Origin of the sequence: Mesorhizobium sp. B2-4-15 (assembly GCF_006658505.1) — a bacterium.
GTDB lineage: Bacteria > Pseudomonadota > Alphaproteobacteria > Rhizobiales > Rhizobiaceae > Mesorhizobium.
Genome location: NZ_VFUZ01000002.1, coordinates 196866 through 215624, shown reverse-complemented (window position 1 = coordinate 215624; position 18759 = coordinate 196866). Strand labels below are relative to the sequence as shown.

At 63.0% G+C, this 18759-nt stretch carries 21 protein-coding genes and 1 pseudogene; 4 read left to right on the top strand and 18 right to left on the bottom strand.

Going from position 1 to position 18759, the window contains the following annotated elements; genetic code table 11:
• Window positions 1–8: 8 nt before the first annotated feature.
• From rnhA to coxB, 12 genes and pseudogenes are all read right to left on the bottom strand, one after another.
• Window positions 9–542: a ribonuclease HI gene (gene rnhA, locus FJ930_RS03405; protein WP_141834807.1), complete on the bottom strand. Its 534-nt coding sequence runs from the start codon at window positions 540–542 to the stop codon at window positions 9–11.
• Entirely contained in the window at window positions 539–1501 is a 963-nt protein-coding gene (locus tag FJ930_RS03400) for a homoserine kinase (protein WP_141834806.1), read from the bottom strand. Before FJ930_RS03400 ends, rnhA begins: the two co-directional genes overlap by 4 nt.
• Before the next feature lie 5 nt (window positions 1502–1506).
• Window positions 1507–2517 carry a 4-hydroxy-3-methylbut-2-enyl diphosphate reductase gene (gene ispH / locus FJ930_RS03395; protein WP_141834803.1) on the bottom strand — a complete coding sequence of 337 codons (1011 nt, stop codon included), beginning with the start codon at window positions 2515–2517 and terminating at the stop codon, window positions 1507–1509.
• 88 nt (window positions 2518–2605) lie between these two features.
• Window positions 2606–3361 carry an SURF1 family protein gene (locus FJ930_RS03390; protein WP_181176368.1) on the bottom strand — a complete coding sequence of 252 codons (756 nt, stop codon included), beginning with the start codon at window positions 3359–3361 and terminating at the stop codon, window positions 2606–2608.
• The gene (locus FJ930_RS03385; RefSeq protein ID WP_141834801.1) at window positions 3358–3744 is read right to left on the bottom strand and encodes a DUF983 domain-containing protein; all 387 of its coding nucleotides are present in this window, start codon (window positions 3742–3744) and stop codon (window positions 3358–3360) included. The genes FJ930_RS03390 and FJ930_RS03385 overlap by 4 nt, the downstream gene beginning before the upstream one ends.
• A 2-nt stretch (window positions 3745–3746) precedes the next feature.
• A pseudogene (locus FJ930_RS29950) lies at window positions 3747–3869 on the bottom strand (L,D-transpeptidase family protein); the annotation flags it as partial.
• Between the two features lie 74 nt (window positions 3870–3943).
• A complete protein-coding gene (locus FJ930_RS03380) occupies window positions 3944–4825 on the bottom strand; it encodes a cytochrome c oxidase subunit 3 (protein WP_140742496.1) in 882 nt (293 codons plus the stop codon).
• 1 nt (window position 4826) lies between these two features.
• The gene (locus tag FJ930_RS03375) at window positions 4827–5459 is read right to left on the bottom strand and encodes a cytochrome c oxidase assembly protein (protein WP_140742498.1); all 633 of its coding nucleotides are present in this window, start codon (window positions 5457–5459) and stop codon (window positions 4827–4829) included.
• Window positions 5459–5620, bottom strand: a complete 162-nt coding sequence (locus FJ930_RS03370; protein WP_140742500.1) for a hypothetical protein — start codon at window positions 5618–5620, stop codon at window positions 5459–5461. The genes FJ930_RS03375 and FJ930_RS03370 overlap by 1 nt, the downstream gene beginning before the upstream one ends.
• A 2-nt stretch (window positions 5621–5622) precedes the next feature.
• The gene (locus FJ930_RS03365) at window positions 5623–6567 is read right to left on the bottom strand and encodes a heme o synthase (protein ID WP_140742501.1); all 945 of its coding nucleotides are present in this window, start codon (window positions 6565–6567) and stop codon (window positions 5623–5625) included.
• 69 nt (window positions 6568–6636) lie between these two features.
• Entirely contained in the window at window positions 6637–8289 is a 1653-nt protein-coding gene (ctaD, locus tag FJ930_RS03360; protein ID WP_140742503.1) for a cytochrome c oxidase subunit I, read from the bottom strand.
• Window positions 8290–8326: 37 nt separating this feature from the next.
• Window positions 8327–9193, bottom strand: a complete 867-nt coding sequence (gene coxB / locus FJ930_RS03355) for a cytochrome c oxidase subunit II (RefSeq protein WP_141834797.1) — start codon at window positions 9191–9193, stop codon at window positions 8327–8329.
• 376 nt (window positions 9194–9569) lie between these two features.
• Here coxB and FJ930_RS03350 point away from each other — a divergent pair, with 376 nt between their 5' ends.
• Together FJ930_RS03350 and tldD are read left to right on the top strand one after the other, a co-directional pair.
• On the top strand, window positions 9570–10145 hold the full coding sequence (locus FJ930_RS03350) for an invasion associated locus B family protein (protein WP_141834793.1): 576 nt from the start codon (window positions 9570–9572) through the stop codon (window positions 10143–10145).
• A gap of 164 nt (window positions 10146–10309) precedes the next feature.
• Window positions 10310–11722 carry a metalloprotease TldD gene (gene tldD, locus FJ930_RS03345; RefSeq protein ID WP_140742509.1) on the top strand — a complete coding sequence of 471 codons (1413 nt, stop codon included), beginning with the start codon at window positions 10310–10312 and terminating at the stop codon, window positions 11720–11722.
• Window positions 11723–11873: 151 nt separating this feature from the next.
• Here the strand turns inward: tldD and FJ930_RS30280 are convergent, their stop codons facing one another.
• A complete protein-coding gene (locus FJ930_RS30280) occupies window positions 11874–12020 on the bottom strand; it encodes a hypothetical protein (RefSeq protein ID WP_246676795.1) in 147 nt (48 codons plus the stop codon).
• Between the two features lie 391 nt (window positions 12021–12411).
• Between FJ930_RS30280 and FJ930_RS29940 the strand changes: the two genes are divergently transcribed.
• The gene (locus tag FJ930_RS29940; RefSeq protein ID WP_181763260.1) at window positions 12412–12603 is read left to right on the top strand and encodes a hypothetical protein; all 192 of its coding nucleotides are present in this window, start codon (window positions 12412–12414) and stop codon (window positions 12601–12603) included.
• A gap of 174 nt (window positions 12604–12777) precedes the next feature.
• On the opposite strand, the gene FJ930_RS03335 is transcribed toward FJ930_RS29940, so the two are convergent.
• Window positions 12778–14019: a class I SAM-dependent RNA methyltransferase gene (locus FJ930_RS03335; protein WP_140742515.1), complete on the bottom strand. Its 1242-nt coding sequence runs from the start codon at window positions 14017–14019 to the stop codon at window positions 12778–12780.
• Complete coding sequence (locus tag FJ930_RS03330) at window positions 14016–14780, bottom strand: TlyA family RNA methyltransferase (RefSeq protein WP_141834790.1); 765 nt, start codon at window positions 14778–14780, stop codon at window positions 14016–14018. Before FJ930_RS03330 ends, FJ930_RS03335 begins: the two co-directional genes overlap by 4 nt.
• Before the next feature lie 152 nt (window positions 14781–14932).
• On the opposite strand from FJ930_RS03330, the gene FJ930_RS03325 reads away from it, so the two are divergent.
• Window positions 14933–15334: a GFA family protein gene (locus FJ930_RS03325; RefSeq protein ID WP_141834787.1), complete on the top strand. Its 402-nt coding sequence runs from the start codon at window positions 14933–14935 to the stop codon at window positions 15332–15334.
• A 59-nt stretch (window positions 15335–15393) separates the two neighbouring features.
• Here FJ930_RS03325 and FJ930_RS03320 read toward each other — a convergent pair whose 3' ends face one another.
• The 3 genes from FJ930_RS03320 to FJ930_RS03310 form a co-directional block, all read right to left on the bottom strand.
• On the bottom strand, window positions 15394–15687 hold the full coding sequence (locus FJ930_RS03320; RefSeq protein WP_141834784.1) for a hypothetical protein: 294 nt from the start codon (window positions 15685–15687) through the stop codon (window positions 15394–15396).
• Between the two features lie 148 nt (window positions 15688–15835).
• A complete protein-coding gene (gene dxs, locus FJ930_RS03315) occupies window positions 15836–17749 on the bottom strand; it encodes a 1-deoxy-D-xylulose-5-phosphate synthase (RefSeq protein WP_141834781.1) in 1914 nt (637 codons plus the stop codon).
• 87 nt (window positions 17750–17836) lie between these two features.
• Complete coding sequence (locus FJ930_RS03310; RefSeq protein WP_141834778.1) at window positions 17837–18757, bottom strand: pirin family protein; 921 nt, start codon at window positions 18755–18757, stop codon at window positions 17837–17839.
• Window positions 18758–18759: the final 2 nt, after the last annotated feature.

Sequence of the window (18759 nt, the reverse complement as noted above, 5' to 3'; positions counted from 1 at the left end):
ACTGGAACTCAATAGCTCTGCGTCGAGCGGCGTGCCTTCGTCGCCAGCGGCTGCTTTGCCTGGGCATCCGGCTTTGACGCTGAAACCGCCGGCTTGAAGGGGCCCTTCTTGAACGGTGCCATGCCTTCCCTTGCCAATTCGTCGGCGCGCTCGTTCTCGACGTGGCCGGCATGGCCCCTGACCCAGTTCCAGGTGACCTTGTGGCGTCTGTTGGCTTCGTCCAGCGCCTGCCACAGTTCACCGTTCTTGACCGGCTTCTTGTCGGCGGTCCTCCAGCCGTTCTTCTTCCAGCCATGGATCCACTTGGAAATGCCGTCCATGACATATTTGCTGTCGGTATGAAGCTCGACGGTGCAAGGCTCCTTGAGCGCGTTTAGGGCAGAGATGGCCGCCAGCAGTTCCATGCGGTTGTTGGTCGTCTCGGCCTCGCCGCCGGAGAGCTCCTTGGTGGTGCCGTTGAAGCGCAGGATGGCGCCCCAGCCGCCAGGGCCCGGGTTGCCCGAGCAGGCGCCGTCAGTGAAGATCTCAACCTGTTTGCTCATGCCAATCCATATTCCGAAGGAGATTTGATTGCTCGGTGGAACCGCATCCTGCGGATATATTCCGTCGGATCGCGCTTCATCACCAGCCCGCCGTCGGGAACGGTCAGCCAGTCATAGAGGCGGGTCAGCATGAAGCGCAGCGCTGAACCGCGTGCCAGCATCGGCAGCGCCGCCTTCTCCCCGGCGCTCAGGGGCCGCACGCTCTGGTAGCTCTCGAGCAGTGCCTTGCCCTTGGTGAGATTGAAGGAAAAGTCCTTCTCGAAGCACCAGGCGTTGAGGCAGGTGGCGACGTCATAGGCGTAGAGGTCGTCGCAAGCGAAATAGAAGTCGATCAGACCGGAGAGCTTTTCGCCGAGGAAGAAGACATTGTCGGGGAAAAGATCGGCATGGATGATGCCTTTAGGGAGATCTTTCGGCCAGTTGCGCTCGAAATCGGCGAAGTCGGCATCGACCTCGGCCGCCAGTCCCGGTTCGACTTCGTCGGCGCGGTCGCGGGACGCATCCCAAAGCTTGCGCCAGCCGTTGATAGCGAGGGCGTTGGGGCGGGTCATCGGAAAATCAGCACCGGCCAGGTGCAGGGCGGCCAGCGCCTTGCCGACTTCGGCGCAGTGCGTTGCCATCGGCCGGCGCAGCGAAAGCCCTTCGAGGAAGGTTATGATGACGGCCGGACGGCCGGCCAGCATGCCGATGACGCTGCCGTCATGCGCGGTCACCGGCAGCGGACAGGAAACCCCCTTGTTGGCGAGGTGGCCCATCAGTCCGAGAAAGAACGGCAGATCCGCCTTCTCGACGCGCTTTTCATAAAGCGTCAGGATGTAGGAGCCGCTGGATGTGTGCAGCAGGAAATTCGAGTTTTCCGTGCCCTCCGCGATGCCCTTGTAGGACAGGAGATCGCCGACAGGATAGTGCTTCAGGAATGCGCCGAGTTCACCTTCGGCAACGTCGGTATAGACCGCCATGTGCCTTACGCGGCTCCGTTGACGAAGGCCATGTCGGCCGGCGTCAGTTCGACATCGCGCAGTACCCGCATGACCGGAAAATCCTCTGTTTCGGTGGCCGTGACGGCCAGATCGATTGTGACATCGAAACGCTGGCGGAACGCGTCGATGATCTCGTCGACGATGATCTCCGGCGCCGATGCCCCTGCCGACAGGCCGAGCGTCGAAATGTTGCCGATGTCATTCCACGGAATTTCGGCGGCGCGCTGCACGAGAAGCGACATCGAAGCGCCGGCACGCTCCGCCACTTCGACAAGGCGGCGCGAATTGGAGGAATTGGGGGCGCCGACGATCAGATAGAGATCGGCGCCGGCCGCTGTTTCCTTCACCGCCTCCTGGCGGTTGGTGGTAGCGTAGCAGATCGATTCCGCCGCCGGCGCCTGCAGGTCCGGAAAACGGTCCTGCAGGGCGCGGATGATACCGGCGGTGTCCTCGACCGACAGCGTGGTCTGGGTGACGAAGCCTAGCGCGTGCGGATCGGCGGGCTCAAGCCCGGCGGCATCGGCCTCGGTCTCGATCAGCGTTACCGCGCCCTCCGGCAACTGTCCCATGGTGCCGATCACCTCGGGATGTCCGGCATGGCCGATCAACAGCACGTGGCGGCCAAGCCGCTGATGGCGCATCGCCTGCTTGTGGACCTTCGAGACCAGCGGACAGGTAGCGTCGAGGTAGAACAGTTTGCGCGCCTGGGCATCCGCCGGCACCGATTTCGGCACGCCATGCGCGGAGAAGACGACCGGCGACTGCCGGTGTTCGGCCGGGATTTCGGAAAGCTCCTCGATAAAGACCGCGCCAAGGTTTTGCAGCCCCTCGACGACATAGCGGTTATGGACGATCTCGTGGCGGACATAGACCGGTGCGCCGTATTTCTTCAGCGCCAGCACGACGATCTGGATGGCGCGGTCGACGCCGGCGCAGAAACCACGCGGCTGGCAGAGCCGGATCGTCAGAGGAGGTTTGGCGATTGTCTGAAGCATTACATCCTGGCCGGTTCGTCAGCGCCGAAATGAGGTGCCTACCCCTGCCCTGTCAAGAGCATCGGTAGAAAGGGGGCGTCGCTCGCGTTCAGTCCTCTTTCGCGGGCCGGCGAAGCCGCAGGACGAGCACGACGGCGAGCGCGGCGGCAAGCCCATACCAGGTGACAGCATATTGCAGGTGGCTGTTCGGCAGATCGATGATGGTAACGCCTCCGATCGGCAGGCCGCCGGGATTCGGCGTCTTGTCGGCGTCGATGAAGATCCGCACCAGCTTGAACCCGGCCGGCAGACCGGCGCTCGCCGCCATCACATCGCGGTCCTTCCAGTAGAAGATATTCTTTGCCACGTCATTGTCGGGAAGCATCATCGATGGCTTTCCCGGCAGCGGATTGCGGGCGAGCCCGGTGACCGTAACCTTGCCCGTCACCTGTCCCTGGACGCGCTTGGCGGCATCCTTGAGGTCGTAGGGTATGAAGCCGCGATTGATCAGGACGAAGCGGCCATCGTCGAGGGCGAGCGGGGTGTAGACGTTGAAGCCGGCGTCGCCTTCCCAGGTCGTGTAGAAATGCCGTTCGCCGGAATGCAGGAAAGTTCCCGAAACCGTCACCGGTGTATAGTCGACGTCGCCGGTCGAGGCGAACTCCTTCTCGACCTCGGCCAGCGGCAGCGGCGCCGAGTGGGTGCGCTGGTCGATGGTTTGCAGAAGGCCTTCCTTCCAGTGAAGGCGCTGCACCTGCCAGGTGCCGAGCGCCAGCAGGATGAGCAGCAGCACAAGGCCAAGGCCGAGCAGCAATGCCGATCGCGGCCGCGAACGGCCGTCGGCTTTAAAGGACGTCTCGCTCATTCGCCGCGGTCCAACCGGCCTTCTGCCGCCTTATTGGCGTATTGCAGGGTGAGCAGGACGCCCTTGATCAATCGGAGCGCTGTCAGGCACAGCACCAAGGCCAGCGGGATCCAGACAAGCAGATGCAGCCAGAGCGGCGGGCTCAGTGTCACTTCGACCCAAAGCGCCAGGCCGACGATGATGAAGCCGATGATCAGGATGACGAAGACCGCAGGCCCGTCGCCGGCATCAGCATAGGAATAGTCGAGCCCGCAATTGGCGCAGCGTTTCCCGACGGTGAGGAAGCCCGAAAACAGCCGCCCCTCGCCACAGCGAGGACAGCGGCCGTGCAGGCCGGCCGAAATCGGATCGATCGGAGGCCAGATCGCCTTATCGCCACTCATGGTTACTTCTCGATCTCGATTGGTGTCCCGTCGGCCGCCATCGCCCAGATTTCGTCCATGTCGGAATCCCTAGCGGCAATGCAGCCGTCGGTCCAGTCGACCAATTGAAGCAGCCACCAGCCGAAACATTGCGCCGAAAAGAAGAAGGCGGCCACGTCGCCGCGGCTGCCTTCCCGAAATCTAAATCCTCAGGCCTGGATCAGTGGCCTTCGATCACCGCGCCGACCGATCCCCAGACATAAATCGAGGCGAACAGGAACAGCCAGACCACGTCGACGAAGTGCCAGTACCAGGCGGCCGCCTCGAAGCCGAAATGCTGCTTGGGGGTGAAGTCGCCCCTCATTGCCCGGATCAGGCAGACCAGCAGGAAAATGGTGCCGATGATGACATGGAAACCATGGAAGCCGGTGGCCATGAAGAAGGTGGCGCCGTAAATGGAATCCTTGAAGCCGAACGGAGCGTGCATGTACTCGTAGGCCTGCACCATGGTGAAGAGCATGCCGAGAGCGACGGTCAGAACCAGGCCGTTGATCAACCCCTTGCGGTCGCCGTGAAGCAGCGAATGGTGCGCCCAGGTGACCGTTGTGCCCGACAGGAGCAGGATGACGGTGTTGTAGAGCGGCAAATGGAAGGGATCGAGAACTTCCATGCCCTTCGGCGGCCAGACACCACCGGTGAAGGTGTGGCGCGCGTAGTTCTGCGCCTCACCGGCAAAAAGGCTGGCATCGAAATAGGCCCAGAACCAGGCAACGAAGAACATCACCTCCGAGGCGATGAACATGATCATGCCGTAGCGCAGGTGCAGCGACACGACCCGCGTGTGATGGCCTTCATGCGCTTCCTTGATCGTGTCCGACCACCAGGCGAACATGGTGTAGAGCACGATCACGATGCCGATGAAGAACAGCCACGGATTGGCGATGTTGAAGCCGAAGATCGGGAAGGAGCCACCCTTCAGGTACTCCATCAGGCAGACACCGCCGAAAGCGGTGACAAGCGCGCCGACCGACCCTAGGAAAGGCCACGGGCTCGGGTCGACGAGATGGTAGTCGTGGTGTGGTTTTGCGTGCGCGTCTGCCATATCAACCCCCGAGATTTCCTTCGGTATTTGAAATTGTCTTGCTTTTGCCCTGGACCGGCTCCGAGGAGGCGACGGGTTTGTTCTTCTCGACCGGGAACATCGTATAGGACAGGGTGATCGTCTTCACGTCCTTCAGTTCCGGCACATTCACGATATCGGGGTCCACGTAGAACAGGACCGGCATGTCAAGCGTCTCGCCGGGCTTCAGCGACGTATCGGTGAAGCAGAAGCACTCGACCTTGTTGAAATACGGCCCCGCCAGTTCCGGCTGCACGTTGAAGGTGGCGCGGCCGGTGACAGGGCGATCGAACTTGTTGGTCGCCCGATAATGCGCCTGGACCGTCTCGCCGATCTTCATCGTCATCGAGCGCTGGACCGGCTGGAACTCCCAAGGCACGCCGGCAATATTAGCGTCGAAGCGCACCGTGATCTCGCGGTCGAGCACGCGGCCGGCATACTGTTTCTCGACCCGTTGCGTCGTGCCGCCATAACCGGTCGCCTGGCAGAACATCTTGTAGAGGGGCACGGCCGCATAGGCCATGCCGATCATGCCGGTGAAGAAGGCGAGGCAGACCGCCGCGACAATACGGTTGCTGTTTTTCCCGGCCGTCTTTTTGGGCAACTCGATGCTCATCACATCCTACCCGACAAATTGTGGCCGAACTTCACGATCGTCGCGATGTAGAAAATGACCACCAGCACCGCGAGCGCCACGCCGATGGCGATGGAACGGCTGCGCTGAGCCTTTTTCTGACGCTCGGTCAAGGTGACCGTTTCGAGCTTGTCTTCGGCCATGCTCATGCTCCACCAGCCGCGAGTACACGCCCGATGACGCTGTCGGCGAGATAGACGGCGAAAATGGCGAAGAGATAGAGCAGCGAGTAGGCGAACAACGCCTTGGCCGGCTTCATCGCGCGATCGCTATCGGGCATGCCAAGCACTTTCCAGGCATACCAGACAAAGCCTGCGCCCAGCAGCAGCGCGGCCACGCCATAGATCGATGTCGTATAGCCGAGCAGCCAGGGCAGCACGCCGACCGGGGCCAGCACCAATGCGTAGGCGAAAATCTGACGACGGGTCGATGCATGGCCGGCGACGTTCGGCATCATAGGGATGCCGGCGCGCCCATAGTCCTCGGACTTGAACAGCGCGAGCGCCCAGAAATGCGGCGGCGTCCACAGGAAGATGATCAGGAACAGGATGATGCTTTCGAGGCTGACCGACCCGGTCACGGCGGCCCAGCCGATGACCGGCGGGATCGCACCGGCCGCGCCGCCGATGACGATATTCTGCGGCGTCCAGCGCTTCAGCCACATCGTGTAGACGACGGCATAGAAGAAGATGGTGAAGGCCAGCAGCGTCGCCGACAGCCAGTTGACCAGCACGCCGAGCGTCATCACCGACAGCACCGACAGCACCAGACCGAAGCTCAGCGCCTCGTGTGGCTGGATGCGGCCGGAGGGCACCGGACGGCTGGCCGTCCTGGTCATCACCGCGTCGATGTCGGCGTCGTACCACATGTTGAGCGCGCCCGAGGCGCCGGCACCGATGGCGATCGACAGGATGGCGATCACCGCCAGCAGCGGGTTGATGGTCACGGGCGCCGCGACCAACCCGACAAAGGCGGTGAACACCACCAGCGACATGACGCGCGGCTTCAGCAGGGCGAAGAAATCGCCCGCCGTGGCTTCCGACATGCGGAAGCCTGCTTCGTCAATGCTGGTTTCGTCGACTAGGGCCATGCGTACTCAATTCCATCCGTTTGGCCAAAACCGCCGGCAAACCGGCGGTTTTGATTCCAGGCTGCCGCCTTACTTGATCTTCGGCAGCTGCTCCCACTGGTGGAACGGCGGCGGCGAAGGCAGCTGCCATTCGAGCGTGGTGGCGCCCTCACCCCATGGATTGGCACCGGCGATCCGCTTCTTCTGGAAGGCTTCGAACACGCCATAGAGGAAGATCGCGACACCGACGGCCGAAATGTACGAACCGTAGGATGACACCATGTTCCAGCCCGCAAATGCGTCCGGATAGTCGATGGTGCGGCGCGGCATGCCGGCGAGGCCAAGGAAGTGCTGCGGGAAGAAGACCAGGTTCACGCCGACGAACATGACCCAGAAATGGGTGTTGGCGATGACAGGCGAGTACATATAGCCGGTCATCTTCGGGAACCAGTAGTACCAGCCGGCGAAGATGGCGAACACCGCGCCCAGCGACAGCACATAGTGGAAGTGCGCGATGACGAAATAGGTGTCATGCAGCGAGCGGTCGAGGCCGGCATTAGCCAGCTGCACGCCGGTGACGCCACCGATGGTGAACAGGAAGATGAAGCCCAGCGCCCACAGCATTGGCGGCTTGAAAGAGATCGAACCGCCCCACATCGTCGCGATCCAGGAGAAGATCTTCACGCCCGTCGGCACCGCGATGACCATGGTGGCGAAGACGAAGTAGCGCTGCGTGTCGAGCGACAGGCCGGTCGTGTACATGTGGTGCGCCCAGACGATGAAGCCGACGGCGCCGATCGCAACCATGGCGTAAGCCATGCCGAGATAACCGAACACCGGCTTCCTCGAGAAGGTCGACACGATATGGCTGATGATGCCGAAGCCCGGCAGGATCAGGATGTACACTTCCGGATGGCCGAAGAACCAGAACAGGTGCTGGAACAGGATCGGATCGCCGCCACCATCGGGAGCGAAGAAGGTGGTGCCGAAATTGCGGTCGGTGAGCAGCATGGTGATGCCGCCGGCCAGAACCGGCAGGGACAGCAGGAGCAGGAAGGCAGTGACCAGCACCGACCACGCAAACAGCGGCATCTTGTGCAGCGTCATGCCGGGAGCGCGCATATTGAAGATGGTGGTGATGAAGTTGATGGCACCGAGAATCGAGGACGCGCCGGCGATATGGATCGACAGGATCGCCAGATCCATCGCCGGTCCAGGCTGGCCCGAGGTCGAAAGCGGCGGATAGAGCGTCCAGCCGCCGCCGACGCCGTAGGCGCCCGGCGCGCTCGGCATGAACATCGAGGTGAGCAGCAGGATGAAGGCAGGCGGCAGCAGCCAGAAAGAGATGTTGTTCATGCGCGGGAACGCCATGTCGGGAGCACCGATCATGATCGGCACCATCCAATTGGCGAAACCGCCGATCAGCGCCGGCATGACCATGAAGAAGATCATGATCAGCGCATGCGCGGTGGCAAAGGCGTTGTACATGCTCTTGCCGCCATCGATCGCCGCATCACCGTTCATGCCGTAGACCATCTGCGCGAGGCCGCTGAAGATCTGGATGCCAGGCTCCTGAAGCTCCATGCGGATGGCAACCGACAGCGCGCCGCCGATGATGCCGGCCATGATCGCGAAGATCAGATAGAGCGTACCGATGTCCTTGTGGTTGGTCGAATAAACCCAGCGCACCCAACCGTGATAAGGCTTATGGTCGTGCCCGTCGTGAGCTGCAGCGTCTGCCATGTTCCGCTCCGTTCCCTGATCTTTCCTGGCCGCGGCATCAATTGCCGGCGGCCGCTACCTTGTTCTGACCATCGACCTCGGCCATCAGCGTCTTGTTGGCGCCGGGCAGATCGGTCTTGGCCGCAGCCAGCCAGGTCTTGAACTGCGCGTCCGAGACGACACGAATGGCGACCGGCATGAAGGCGTGATCCTTGCCGCAGAGCTGCGAGCACTGGCCATAATAGAGGCCTTCCTTCTCCGCCTTGAACCAGGTCTCGTTGGTGCGACCGGGAATGGCGTCGATCTTGATGCCGAAGGACGGCATGGCAAAGGAATGGATCACGTCGGTCGCGGTGACGAGTACGCGGGTCATCGTGTTGACCGGCACCACCAGTTCATTGTCGACGGCGAGCAGACGCGGATAGACCGCGCGGTCCTCCTTGCCGGCCCTGGCGCGGTCGCCATCCTGGAGGATGGCCGAATTGAAGGCGAGCGTGTTGTCGGTCTGATATTCGTAGTCCCAGTTCCACTGGTTGCCGGTCGCCTTCACGGTCAGCTTGGCTTCCTCCGGCGGCGTATATTGCGCGGTCAGAAGCTGAAACGAGGGAATGGCGAGACAAAGCAGAACAACGACGGGGCCAACGGTCCAGATAACCTCGATCAGCGTGTTGTGGCTGGTGTTGGACGGAACCGGGTTGGCGCTCGCGCGGAATTTCACGATGCAATAGATAAGGAGGAACAGCACCAGGACGGTGATCGGGATGATGAACCACATCGTGTAGTTTCCAAACCACTCGATCTGCCGCATCATGTCGGTCGCAGGCGCCTGGAAGCCCGTCTCCCACGCCTTGGGCTGGTCCGCATGAGCGGATCCGCAGGCGAGGAATGTGGCAGCAGCACCGGTGCTTGCTAGGAATTTTCTCATCGCCCTCTTCGTCTCCCAGTCTCTCGCGGCTGTGCCCGCGAGAATAACGAACAATGCCGGGACGGGAATCCCGGACAGTCTCAAGGTGGTTCAAACCATACTCTTTTTCCCTCCGCAAGAAAGGAGCGGAGGAAACTGTGCGGCATTTTTGCGCGCAAGCCGGCACGGCTCTTCCAGGGCGGCGGCAATGGCAGCGAATCGCGTATGTCCGGCAGGCCGCTGCCTCATGCCGGCCGGGCGCGCGAAGCGTCGTAATTCAGGCGAATTTGGCAGGGAAAAGCGCTTTATTGCCTGTTTCGGGACAGTTCGGCCGCGGTCTCGTCCTTTACTTGGCATTGGCGCGGCTTAAAGTGCCGTGATTCGCAATGGAGCCGTCATGAACTCTTGGCTTTCAAGACTTGGGCACACAAGACTGGTGCATACGAGACCGGGGCTTCCGAGCACTTTGGTCAAGGCCATGCTTGTTGCCGCCCTGTCCGCGGCCGGTCTGTTCGTGGCCGGTCAGGCCGATGCCGCCCAGCCGAGCGGCACGGTGCGCTCGACGCATGGCGCATGGTCGATCATCTGCGACACGCCCGCCGGCGCCACCTCGGAACAATGCGTGATGATGCAGAACGTCGTCGCCGAGGACCGTCCGGAGATGGGGCTGTCGGTCGTCGTGCTGCGCACCGCCGACAACAAGGCCGAGATCCTGCGCGTGCTGGCGCCGCTCGGCGTGCTGTTGCCCAATGGGCTCGGCCTCAATGTCGACGGCAAGGACATTGGCCGCGCCTATTTCGTGCGCTGTTTCCAGGATGGATGCTATGCCGAGGTGATCCTCGAAAAGCCGCTGCTCGACACGCTGAAGACCGGCACGTCGGCAACGTTCATCGTCTTCCAGACGCCGGAAGAAGGCATCGGCATTCCCGTCGACCTGAAGGGTTTTGCCGAAGGCTTCGCGGCGTTGCCCTGATCCCACACTTGCGCAAAGCCCGGTCCTGACGCGATTTTGCCGCACCGAAGCCGGACTTGTGTCGGCTGGCCGCTGCCATTCGTCGATCCCGATCTTCATTGAGATTGTGCAGGCGCGTCTTCGCGCCTACATCGTGGAAACAATTCTTTCCACGGATGGACGCCATGAACAGCCTGATCGGCCAATTCGACATTTCAGACGATCGCATCAAGCAGATCGTTGCCGACACCATCAATGGCGCCGACGACGGCGAGCTGTTTCTCGAATACAGCGAAAGCGAAGCGCTGATGTTCGACAATGGGCGGCTCAAGACCGCCAATTTCAACACCGACCAGGGGTTTGGCCTCCGCGCCGTCGCAGGTGAGGCCAGCGGCTACGCCCATTCGAGCGACCTGTCCGAAGCCTCGCTGTTGCGTGCGGCCAATGCCGTCTCGACCGTCAAGGGTGGCTATTCAGGTACGCTTGCCGCCGCGCCCGCCCGCACCAACCGTCATCTCTATGGCGACGAGAACCCGATCCCCTCGCCTTCCTTCGAGGCCAAGGCGAAGCTGCTGCAGGAAATCGACGCCTGGCTGCGCGCGGAGGATCCGCGCGTGCGCCAGGTGACCGCCTCGCTCGCCGCGTCCTGGCAGCATGTCGAGATCGTGCGCGCCGACGGCCAGGTGGTTCGCGATATCAGGCCTCTGGTCCGTATCAACGTCTCCGTCGTGGTCGGAGATGGCGACCGCCAGGAAAGCGGCTCCTACGGCATGGGTGGGCGCAAGGCCTTTGGCGATTTCCTGACCGAGGACAATTGGAAGCATGCCGCCAGGGAGGCGCTCCGGCAGGCTCTGGTCAATCTCGCGGCGGTTCCCGCGCCGGCCGGCACGTTCGACATCGTCCTGTCCAGCGGCTGGCCGGGCGTCATGCTGCATGAGGCCGTCGGGCACGGGCTGGAAGGCGATTTCAATCGCAAGAAAACCTCGGCCTTTGCCGGCCTGATGGGCCAGCAGGTCGCCGCCAAGGGCGTCACCGTCGTCGACGACGGCACCATCCCGGAGCGGCGCGGTTCGCTCACCGTCGACGATGAAGGCACGCCGTCGGCCCGCAACGTGCTGATCGAGGACGGCAAGCTGGTCGGTTACATGCAGGACCGGCAGAACGCACGGCTGATGGGCATGAAGGCCACCGGCAATGGCCGGCGCGAAGGCTATGCGCACCAGCCGATGCCGCGCATGACCAACACCTACATGACGGCAGGCGACATGGAGCCGGACGAGATCATCGCTTCGGTCAAGAACGGCATTTACGCGGTCTCCTTCGGCGGCGGTCAGGTCGACATCACATCGGGCAAGTTCGTGTTCGGCTGCACCGAGGCCTACATGATCGAGAACGGCAAGGTGACGCAGCCGATCAAGGGCGCGATGCTGATCGGCAACGGGCCCGATGCCATGCATCGCGTTTCGATGGTCGGCAATGACATGAAGCTCGACAATGGCATTGGCATGTGCGGCAAGGCCGGCCAGGGCGTGCCGGTCGGCGTCGGCCAGCCGCATCTGCGCATGAACCAGATGACGGTGGGCGGCACCCGGGTTTGAGGCCCTGGTTGTTCCGGTAATACCGCCTCTTCTGCGGCTTTTAAGGTGGTTCAGGTTTGAAGTGGTCTAGGACAGAGAACCGCTTCACCTCCAGAATTGCTGCCAGCCTCTCCAAGCAGGCCAGGCTGGCAGCGCCGCGGACAGCCGAAGATCAGCTGGCTTTGCCGCCATTCTTCTTGCAGTCAGCCCGGAACTTCGCGCGCGCTTTGCCGTGCAGCTTCTTGGCATCCGCAAGTGCGGAACATTGCTTCGAAATCGCTGTCTGCTGCGGCGTCATGGCAGGCGCAGCCTTCTTCATGGGCGCCATCGTAGTGGTGGCAGGCGCCGTCGTGGTCGTCGCTGTCGCCGCCGCCGCGGCGGCTCCCGTCGCAATGAATCCGGCGACGACGATAGACGTCAGAACGCTTGCAATCCTCATTATGCTCACTCCTTTTTTGACCCCCTGCACTGATTGGGTAACAGCGAGCCGGGGCACTGCGCAATCTTGGCAGCGGCCAACCACGCAGATGTGATCTGTTCGCGGGTTGCCGCCGCGGCCTGGCCATGTTTGCTGCCAGCCCGGCACAGCCCGTGTCATCTCACACAACGCGACCAGCGAGGCGTTTCGAGCCTTGTCTTATGCCTGTCGCGACCCAAGCCGGGCCCCCTCTGGGCGACATGCACTATTGCTTGCAAGCAGGCTCATTGGGATGCCCGCAAGACGGCTTCTTGACGGCTGGCGGCTGCTGCGGCCTTGGCTGCGCCTGCGGCTGCCGGTGCACCGCTTGCATCTGCTGCTGCGGCGGCCGTGGCTGTGCCTGCGGTTGCCGGTGCACATCTTGCATCTGCTGCTTCGGCTGAGCGCTTTCTGGAGCATCCGCATTTCAGGCCACCATGGGTAAGAGCAACCGAAGCTGTCGAGGCCCTTCCCCTCCTCCAGCGAATCTGGACTAAATGGGGGCAAAGAGGCGGCTTTGCGGCGCGATCCCGGCAGGTTGGGATCGCGCGCAGCCTAGCCGGCGATTTCAAGGAAAAGTGATCGCGTTCTGCCCGCGCGACAGCGAACCGAGACCCGCCTACCGGCGCTTCCTGGGTTTTTCCAGCAGCGCGACAGCCTCGACATGGGATGACCACAGGAATTGGTCGATCGGCGTTACGCTTTTCAGCGTGTAGCCGCCGTCGATAAGGATGCGCAGGTCGCGAGCCAGCGTCACCGGATTGCAGGAAACCGCGGCAACGAACTGAACATCCGAGCGGGCGATCTGCTTCGACTGGTCTTCGGCACCCGCCCGTGGCGGATCGAAGACAAGACCGTCGAAGGCGTTCAACTCCTTGAATGTCAGCGGGCGCCGGAAGAGGTCGCGGCGTTCGCCCGTCACCCGCTTGATGCCGGTCGCGAAGCGTGATGCCCGGTCGAGCGCCGAGAGTGCGGCCGCATCGCCTTCCACAGCGTGCACCTCCGACTTCGCCGCCAACCGCAAGGCAAAGCTGCCGCAACCGGCGAAGAGATCGGCGACCTTCTTGGCACGCTTCAGATGTCCGCCGACGATCTCGGCCATGGTCCGTTCGGCTGCCTCGGTCGCCTGCAGGAAGGCGCCCGGCGGCAGGGCGACAGCGACACTGCCGAACATGACGACAGGCTTCCTTGGCTCGATGATGATCTCGTCATCGACGGACAATCTGGCGAAGCCTTGTGCGATGACAAAATTGGAGGCGATACGGCGTTGGTGTTCGCCGAGCTTGCCGGATTCGTGTGCCGCGACATCGAGGCCCGAAGCCGTCACGGTAACCGCCATCCGGAACGATTTCGTGGTGGCGCATATCAATTCCGCCAGCGCCCTCAATTGTCCGAGCGCCGCGACGATCTCGGTCAGCGAGATGGGGCATTCCGATATGGGGATGATTTCCGGCGAGAGGTGACGATTGAAGCCGAGCAGCATGCCTGTTTCGGTGCGCCGGGCGGCAAGCACAACGCGGCGGCGCGTGTGCGGCGCGCAGGCGACCAGTTCGCCGATGCCGCACTCGATACCCTTGCCTCTCAGGGCGTGCACTACCTTCTCGCGTTTCCACTGGCGATAGGCCTCGGCCTCGAAATGCTGGAGGGCGCAGCCGCCGCATTCGGTGAAATGGCGGCAGGCGGGTTCGATGCGCAACGGCGAGGCTTCCAGCACCGCCATCAGCGAGGCGCGGTCTCTTTCACGCGCGGCGGTGACGACCTCGCCGGGCAGCGTGAACGGGATGAAGAGATCGCCGCTTTCGGTCTCGGCGATGCCGTCGCCCTGGGCGCCCAGTTTCCTGATTGTGAAGCGCGCGCTCATCGATCCTTGATCCCACCGAGCAGGAATTCGCGATTGCCGTCGCCACCTTCGATCGGCGACAGATGCAGGCCGAGCGAGCGCCAGCCTGGAACGGCATCCAGCCAATCCTGTAACAGGCCGGCGACACGGGCGGCATCGTAGGGGTCTTTCAGCAGGCCACCCTTGCCGATCGCCTCGCGACCCGCCTCGAATTGCGGCTTGACCAGAAGGATCGCGGCGGCACCGGACTTCGCAATGGCAAGCGCCGGCGGCAGCGCCAGTTTCAGCGAGATGAAACTGACGTCTGAAACAATGAAATCCGGAACACGGCCGGCAAGATCCGCGACGGTCAGGTCGCGAGCATTCAGCCCCTCGATCACCGTCACGCGCGGATCCCCGGCGATGTCGGGATGCATCTGGCCGTGGCCGACATCGATTGCCGTGACATGGGACGCGCCGCGTTCGAGCAGCACCTGGGTGAAACCGCCGGTCGAGGCGCCAATATCGAGCGCCTTCCGGCTGGCCGGGTCGAGGTCAAAATGGTCGAGCCCGGCGATCAACTTCAGCGCCGCCCGAGAGACATAGCCTTGGGCCGGATCATCGACCGATATGACGCATTGCGGCCGAACGGCCTGGCCAGGCTTGCGGGCAATGGCGCCGTCAACCGTCACCGTGCCCCGCTCGACCGCGTCGCGGGCGCGAGAGCGGCTGGCAAACAGGCCGCGCTGGACGAGCAGGTCGTCGAGCCGCTGGCGTGTGCTGGCTGGCAAAGGCGAATTCATCGGCCTTCTCTGACGAAAGCCGGTCGCGAAGGCAAGGACATTGGGCGCGACAACGAAAGAGCGGCGACCGAATCGAGCCTCGCGACTTGCGTGCACCGCATCAGGTCCGGCAAAATGACGGTCAATGGCGAAGCCGAACGGCGGGAGGAAAAATGCTGATCGGAACCTGCCACTGTGGCGCTACCCACTGGACGCTGGAAGGCGATCCTGGCCCGGTGACGGCCTGCAACTGCACGCTTTGCCGCCGCTACGGCACGCTTTGGGCCTATGATTATGTCAACGAACGCATTCGCGTTTCGGGGCCGATGGCCAGCTATTCGCGCGCGGAAAAGGACACGCCGTCGCTGGAAATTCTGTTCTGCCCGACCTGCGCCTGTGTGCTTGCCTGGCGCGGCTTGCGCACCGACGCCTTCGGCCGAACACGCGTCGCCGTCAATGTGCGGCTGGCACCGCCGGAGGCCGTCGCCGACCTGCCCATCGATCATTTCGATGGCCTCGACACATCCGAAGACCTGCCGCGCGATAGCCGTTGCGTTCGCGATATGTGGTTCTAAAGCTTTGTTTTAACGCAATTCCGGACGGAAAACCGCTTCACCCTTTTCCTGGAATTGCTCTAGAAAATGGTGCGCGAAACCTGGCGCTCGACGGCTGGGGACAAACCGTGGTCCTGTTCCCCCGAAGCCTGCTCGCGAGGATGCTCGGTCGCAACGGCGGGTACCGGTGCGGCGTCCGGCAGAACCACAAGCTGCGGCACCTGCTTGTAGGAGAAGCCGCCGCGGATATCGCCCATCTTGCCGGCGACAATACCCAGCGCCGCCTTTTCCAGATTGCGGTCATAGCGCGTCTCGGCGACGGCTGGCGCGACCACGATGCCCAGAAGGGCCATGCCACACAGAAGCGTCTTCATTCCAACTATCTCCCTGCCCGACGTCGATCTAGCAGGGCGCCGTTGAAAAACGGCCAAGGGACACGGTAAGCAAAACGCCAAACGGCAGTGTTAACAAGGCGTTATGAAATCAAGCCGGCAAACCGATTCAAGCGCTTGAGGTTTTGATTCAGGCGCGCTGGGCGCGCACCGTATGCCCGAGAGCCGTGAATACGGTGCGCACGATGCCGGCGGCGTCGAGGCCGGCATCGGCATACATCTTTTCCGGCTTGGCATGGTCGGTGAACGCGTCGGGCAGCACCAGCGGGCGCACCTTCAGGCCGCTTTCCAACAGGCCTTCATGGGCGAGGAACTGCAGCACATGGCTGGCGAAACCGCCAATGGCGCCCTCCTCCACCGTCACCAGAACCTCATGCGAGCGGGCTAGCCGCCGGATCAGATCCTCATCGAGCGGCTTGGCGAAGCGGGCATCAGCGACGGTGGTGGAAAGCCCGGCCGCCCCGAGCTCCTCGGCCGCGGCAAGGCAATCCTGCAAACGCGTGCCGAACGACAGCAGCGCCACCTTGGTGCCTTCCCTGACGATGCGGCCTTTGCCAAGTTCGAGGACCAAGCCGCGTTCCGGCATGTCGACGCCGACGCCGTTGCCGCGCGGATAGCGGAAGGCGATCGGGCCATCATCGTAGCTGGAAGCGGTGCGCACCATGTGGCGCAACTCCGCTTCGTCGGCGGCCGCCATCACGACAAAGCCCGGCAGGCTTGCCAGGAAGGTGGTGTCGAAGGCGCCGCAATGGGTAGCGCCATCGGCCCCGACGAAGCCGGCGCGGTCGATAGGAAAACGCACCGGTAGTTTCTGGATCGCAACGTCGTGGACCACCTGATCATAGGCGCGCTGCAGGAAGGTCGAATAGATCGCCGCGAACGGCTTGTAGCCTTCGGTTGCGAGACCGGCCGCGAAGGTCACCGCATGCTGCTCTGCGATGCCGACATCGAACGTCCTGGATGGGAACACTTCGCCGAACAGGTCAAGGCCGGTGCCGGTCGGCATGGCGGCGGTGACGGCGACGACGCGGTCATCCTCGCGCGCCTCCTGGATCAGGCTTTCGGCGAACACTTTGGTGTAGGCCGGCGCGTTGGCCGGCGCCTTGGCCTGCGTGCCGGTGATGACGTCGAACTTGTTGACGCCATGATATTTGTCGGCGGCGGCTTCCGCCGGTGCGTAGCCCTTGCCCTTCTGGGTGACGACATGGATCAGCACCGGGCCTTCGCCATTGTCGCGGACGTTCTTCAAGACCGGGATCAGATGCTCGAGATTGTGACCGTCGATCGGGCCGATGTGATAGAAGCCGAGTTCCTCGAACAGCGTGCCGCCGGTGACATAGCCGCGCGCATGCTCGACCGCGCGGGTGATGGCGCGATCGGCGCGTTTGCCCAGATAGGACGTCAGCTTCTTGCCGAAATCGCGCAGACCGACATAGGCCTTGCCGGAGGCGAGGCGCGCCAGATAGGCGCTCATGGCGCCGGTCGGCGGCGCGATCGACATGTCATTGTCGTTGAGGATGACGATGAGGCGGGCATCGAGCGCGCCGGCATTGTTCATCGCCTCATAGGCCATGCCGGCCGACATGGCGCCGTCGCCGATGACGGCGATGACGTTGTTGCGGCCTCCAGCGAGGTCGCGGGCGGCGGCCATGCCGAGGCCGGCCGATATCGATGTCGAGGAGTGGGCGGCGCCGAAGGGATCGTATTCGCTTTCGACGCGGCGGGTGAAGCCGGACAGGCCGCCCTCCTGGCGCAAGGTGCGGATGCGGTCGCGGCGGCCGGTCAGGATCTTGTGCGGGTAGGCCTGGTGGCCGACATCCCAGATCAGCCGGTCATCCGGCGTGTTGAAGACATAATGCAGCGCCACGGTGAGTTCGACCACCCCAAGGCCGGCGCCGAGATGGCCGCCGGTGCGGGACACGGCATCGACCAATTCGAGGCGAAGCTCAGAGGCCAGTTGTGGAAGGTCGCTCTCGTCAAGCGCCCGCAAATCCGCCGGGACGCGGACCTTGTCAAGAAGCGGCGTATGCGGCGTTGCGTTCACGGGTGCTCAGGCTTTCTGTTCATCGGCGGGATAGGCCGCCAGCCGGCGAAAGTAAATGCGTGTCGGTGACGCGAAGCAATCCGCCCGTCAGTTCTCGGGCAGCGGGATGAATTCCTTGTCATCTCCTGGAACGATATCGAAGCGGCCTGTCTTCCATTCCTGCTTGGCCTGTTCGATGCGCTCCTTGGACGAGGAGACGAAATTCCACCAGATGTAGCGCTTCGAGCCAAGCGAGGCGCCACCGAAAAGCATGAAATGCGCACCGGTTTGCGACGATACGACGATCTCGTCGCCGGGCCGGAACACCAACAACCGTTCCGCGGGAAACACGTCGCCTGCAATGGAGACTTCGCCTTCCAGCGTGTAGATGGCGCGCTCCTCGGCGTCGGCCGGGATTTTCACGCTGGCGCCCGGCGCCAGGCGCAGGTCGGCGTAGAGCGTTTCGGAATCGGCTCTCACAGGGGAGCGCAGTCCCTGGAAATCACCGATGACAACGCGGCCGCTGACGCCTTCGGCATCGATCTCGGGAAGCCGCAAGACAGCCGTGTTCTCGAACACCGGCGCCACTTCTTCCTTGCCGTCCGGCAGTGCCAGCCACGTCTGCAGGCCCGAGATCGACATTGGCGCGCCGCGCAATTCCTCCGGCGTGCGCTCGGAATGCACGATGCCGCGACCGGCGGTCATTAGGTTCACGTCGCCGGGCTGGATGACCATTTCGGTGCCCAGCGAATCGCGATGCCGAATCTTGCCGTCAAACAGATAGGTGACCGTCGACAGGCCGATATGCGGGTGGGGACGGACATCGAGCGCCTGGCCGGCGCGCAGGATCGCCGGCCCCATGCGGTCGAAGAAGATGAATGGACCGACCAGACGCCTCCTGGCGGTCGGCAAGGCTCGGCGCACCTCGAAGCCGCCAATGTCCTTGGCGTTCGGGATGACCATCAGTTCGATCTGATCGCTGGCAAAGGCATCGCCGGCTTCAGGGTCCTTCCCCGGAAAGAAGCTCATGA

Excerpts from the sequence above, each read along its gene's own strand:
- tldD (WP_140742509.1), top strand. The coding sequence starts at position 10,310 with ATGAACAGCCTGATCGGCCAATTCGACATTTCAGACGATCGCATCAAG.
- FJ930_RS03320 (WP_141834784.1), bottom strand. The coding sequence starts at position 15,687 with ATGAAGACGCTTCTGTGTGGCATGGCCCTTCTGGGCATCGTGGTCGCG.
- FJ930_RS03400 (WP_141834806.1), bottom strand. The coding sequence starts at position 1,501 with ATGGCGGTCTATACCGACGTTGCCGAAGGTGAACTCGGCGCATTCCTG.
- FJ930_RS03375 (WP_140742498.1), bottom strand. The coding sequence starts at position 5,459 with ATGAGCATCGAGTTGCCCAAAAAGACGGCCGGGAAAAACAGCAACCGT.
- FJ930_RS03335 (WP_140742515.1), bottom strand. The coding sequence starts at position 14,019 with ATGAGCGCGCGCTTCACAATCAGGAAACTGGGCGCCCAGGGCGACGGC.
- FJ930_RS03350 (WP_141834793.1), top strand. The coding sequence starts at position 9,570 with ATGAACTCTTGGCTTTCAAGACTTGGGCACACAAGACTGGTGCATACG.
- ctaD (WP_140742503.1), bottom strand. The coding sequence starts at position 8,289 with ATGGCAGACGCTGCAGCTCACGACGGGCACGACCATAAGCCTTATCAC.
- FJ930_RS03370 (WP_140742500.1), bottom strand. The coding sequence starts at position 5,620 with ATGGCCGAAGACAAGCTCGAAACGGTCACCTTGACCGAGCGTCAGAAA.
- FJ930_RS03385 (WP_141834801.1), bottom strand. The coding sequence starts at position 3,744 with ATGAGTGGCGATAAGGCGATCTGGCCTCCGATCGATCCGATTTCGGCC.
- FJ930_RS03330 (WP_141834790.1), bottom strand. The coding sequence starts at position 14,780 with ATGAATTCGCCTTTGCCAGCCAGCACACGCCAGCGGCTCGACGACCTG.
- ispH (WP_141834803.1), bottom strand. The coding sequence starts at position 2,517 with ATGCTTCAGACAATCGCCAAACCTCCTCTGACGATCCGGCTCTGCCAG.
- FJ930_RS03325 (WP_141834787.1), top strand. The coding sequence starts at position 14,933 with ATGCTGATCGGAACCTGCCACTGTGGCGCTACCCACTGGACGCTGGAA.
- FJ930_RS03310 (WP_141834778.1), bottom strand. The coding sequence starts at position 18,757 with ATGAGCTTCTTTCCGGGGAAGGACCCTGAAGCCGGCGATGCCTTTGCC.
- FJ930_RS03380 (WP_140742496.1), bottom strand. The coding sequence starts at position 4,825 with ATGGCAGACGCGCACGCAAAACCACACCACGACTACCATCTCGTCGAC.
- rnhA (WP_141834807.1), bottom strand. The coding sequence starts at position 542 with ATGAGCAAACAGGTTGAGATCTTCACTGACGGCGCCTGCTCGGGCAAC.
- FJ930_RS29940 (WP_181763260.1), top strand. The coding sequence starts at position 12,412 with ATGCCCGCAAGACGGCTTCTTGACGGCTGGCGGCTGCTGCGGCCTTGG.
- coxB (WP_141834797.1), bottom strand. The coding sequence starts at position 9,193 with ATGAGAAAATTCCTAGCAAGCACCGGTGCTGCTGCCACATTCCTCGCC.
- FJ930_RS03390 (WP_181176368.1), bottom strand. The coding sequence starts at position 3,361 with ATGAGCGAGACGTCCTTTAAAGCCGACGGCCGTTCGCGGCCGCGATCG.
- FJ930_RS30280 (WP_246676795.1), bottom strand. The coding sequence starts at position 12,020 with ATGAAGAAGGCTGCGCCTGCCATGACGCCGCAGCAGACAGCGATTTCG.
- FJ930_RS03365 (WP_140742501.1), bottom strand. The coding sequence starts at position 6,567 with ATGGCCCTAGTCGACGAAACCAGCATTGACGAAGCAGGCTTCCGCATG.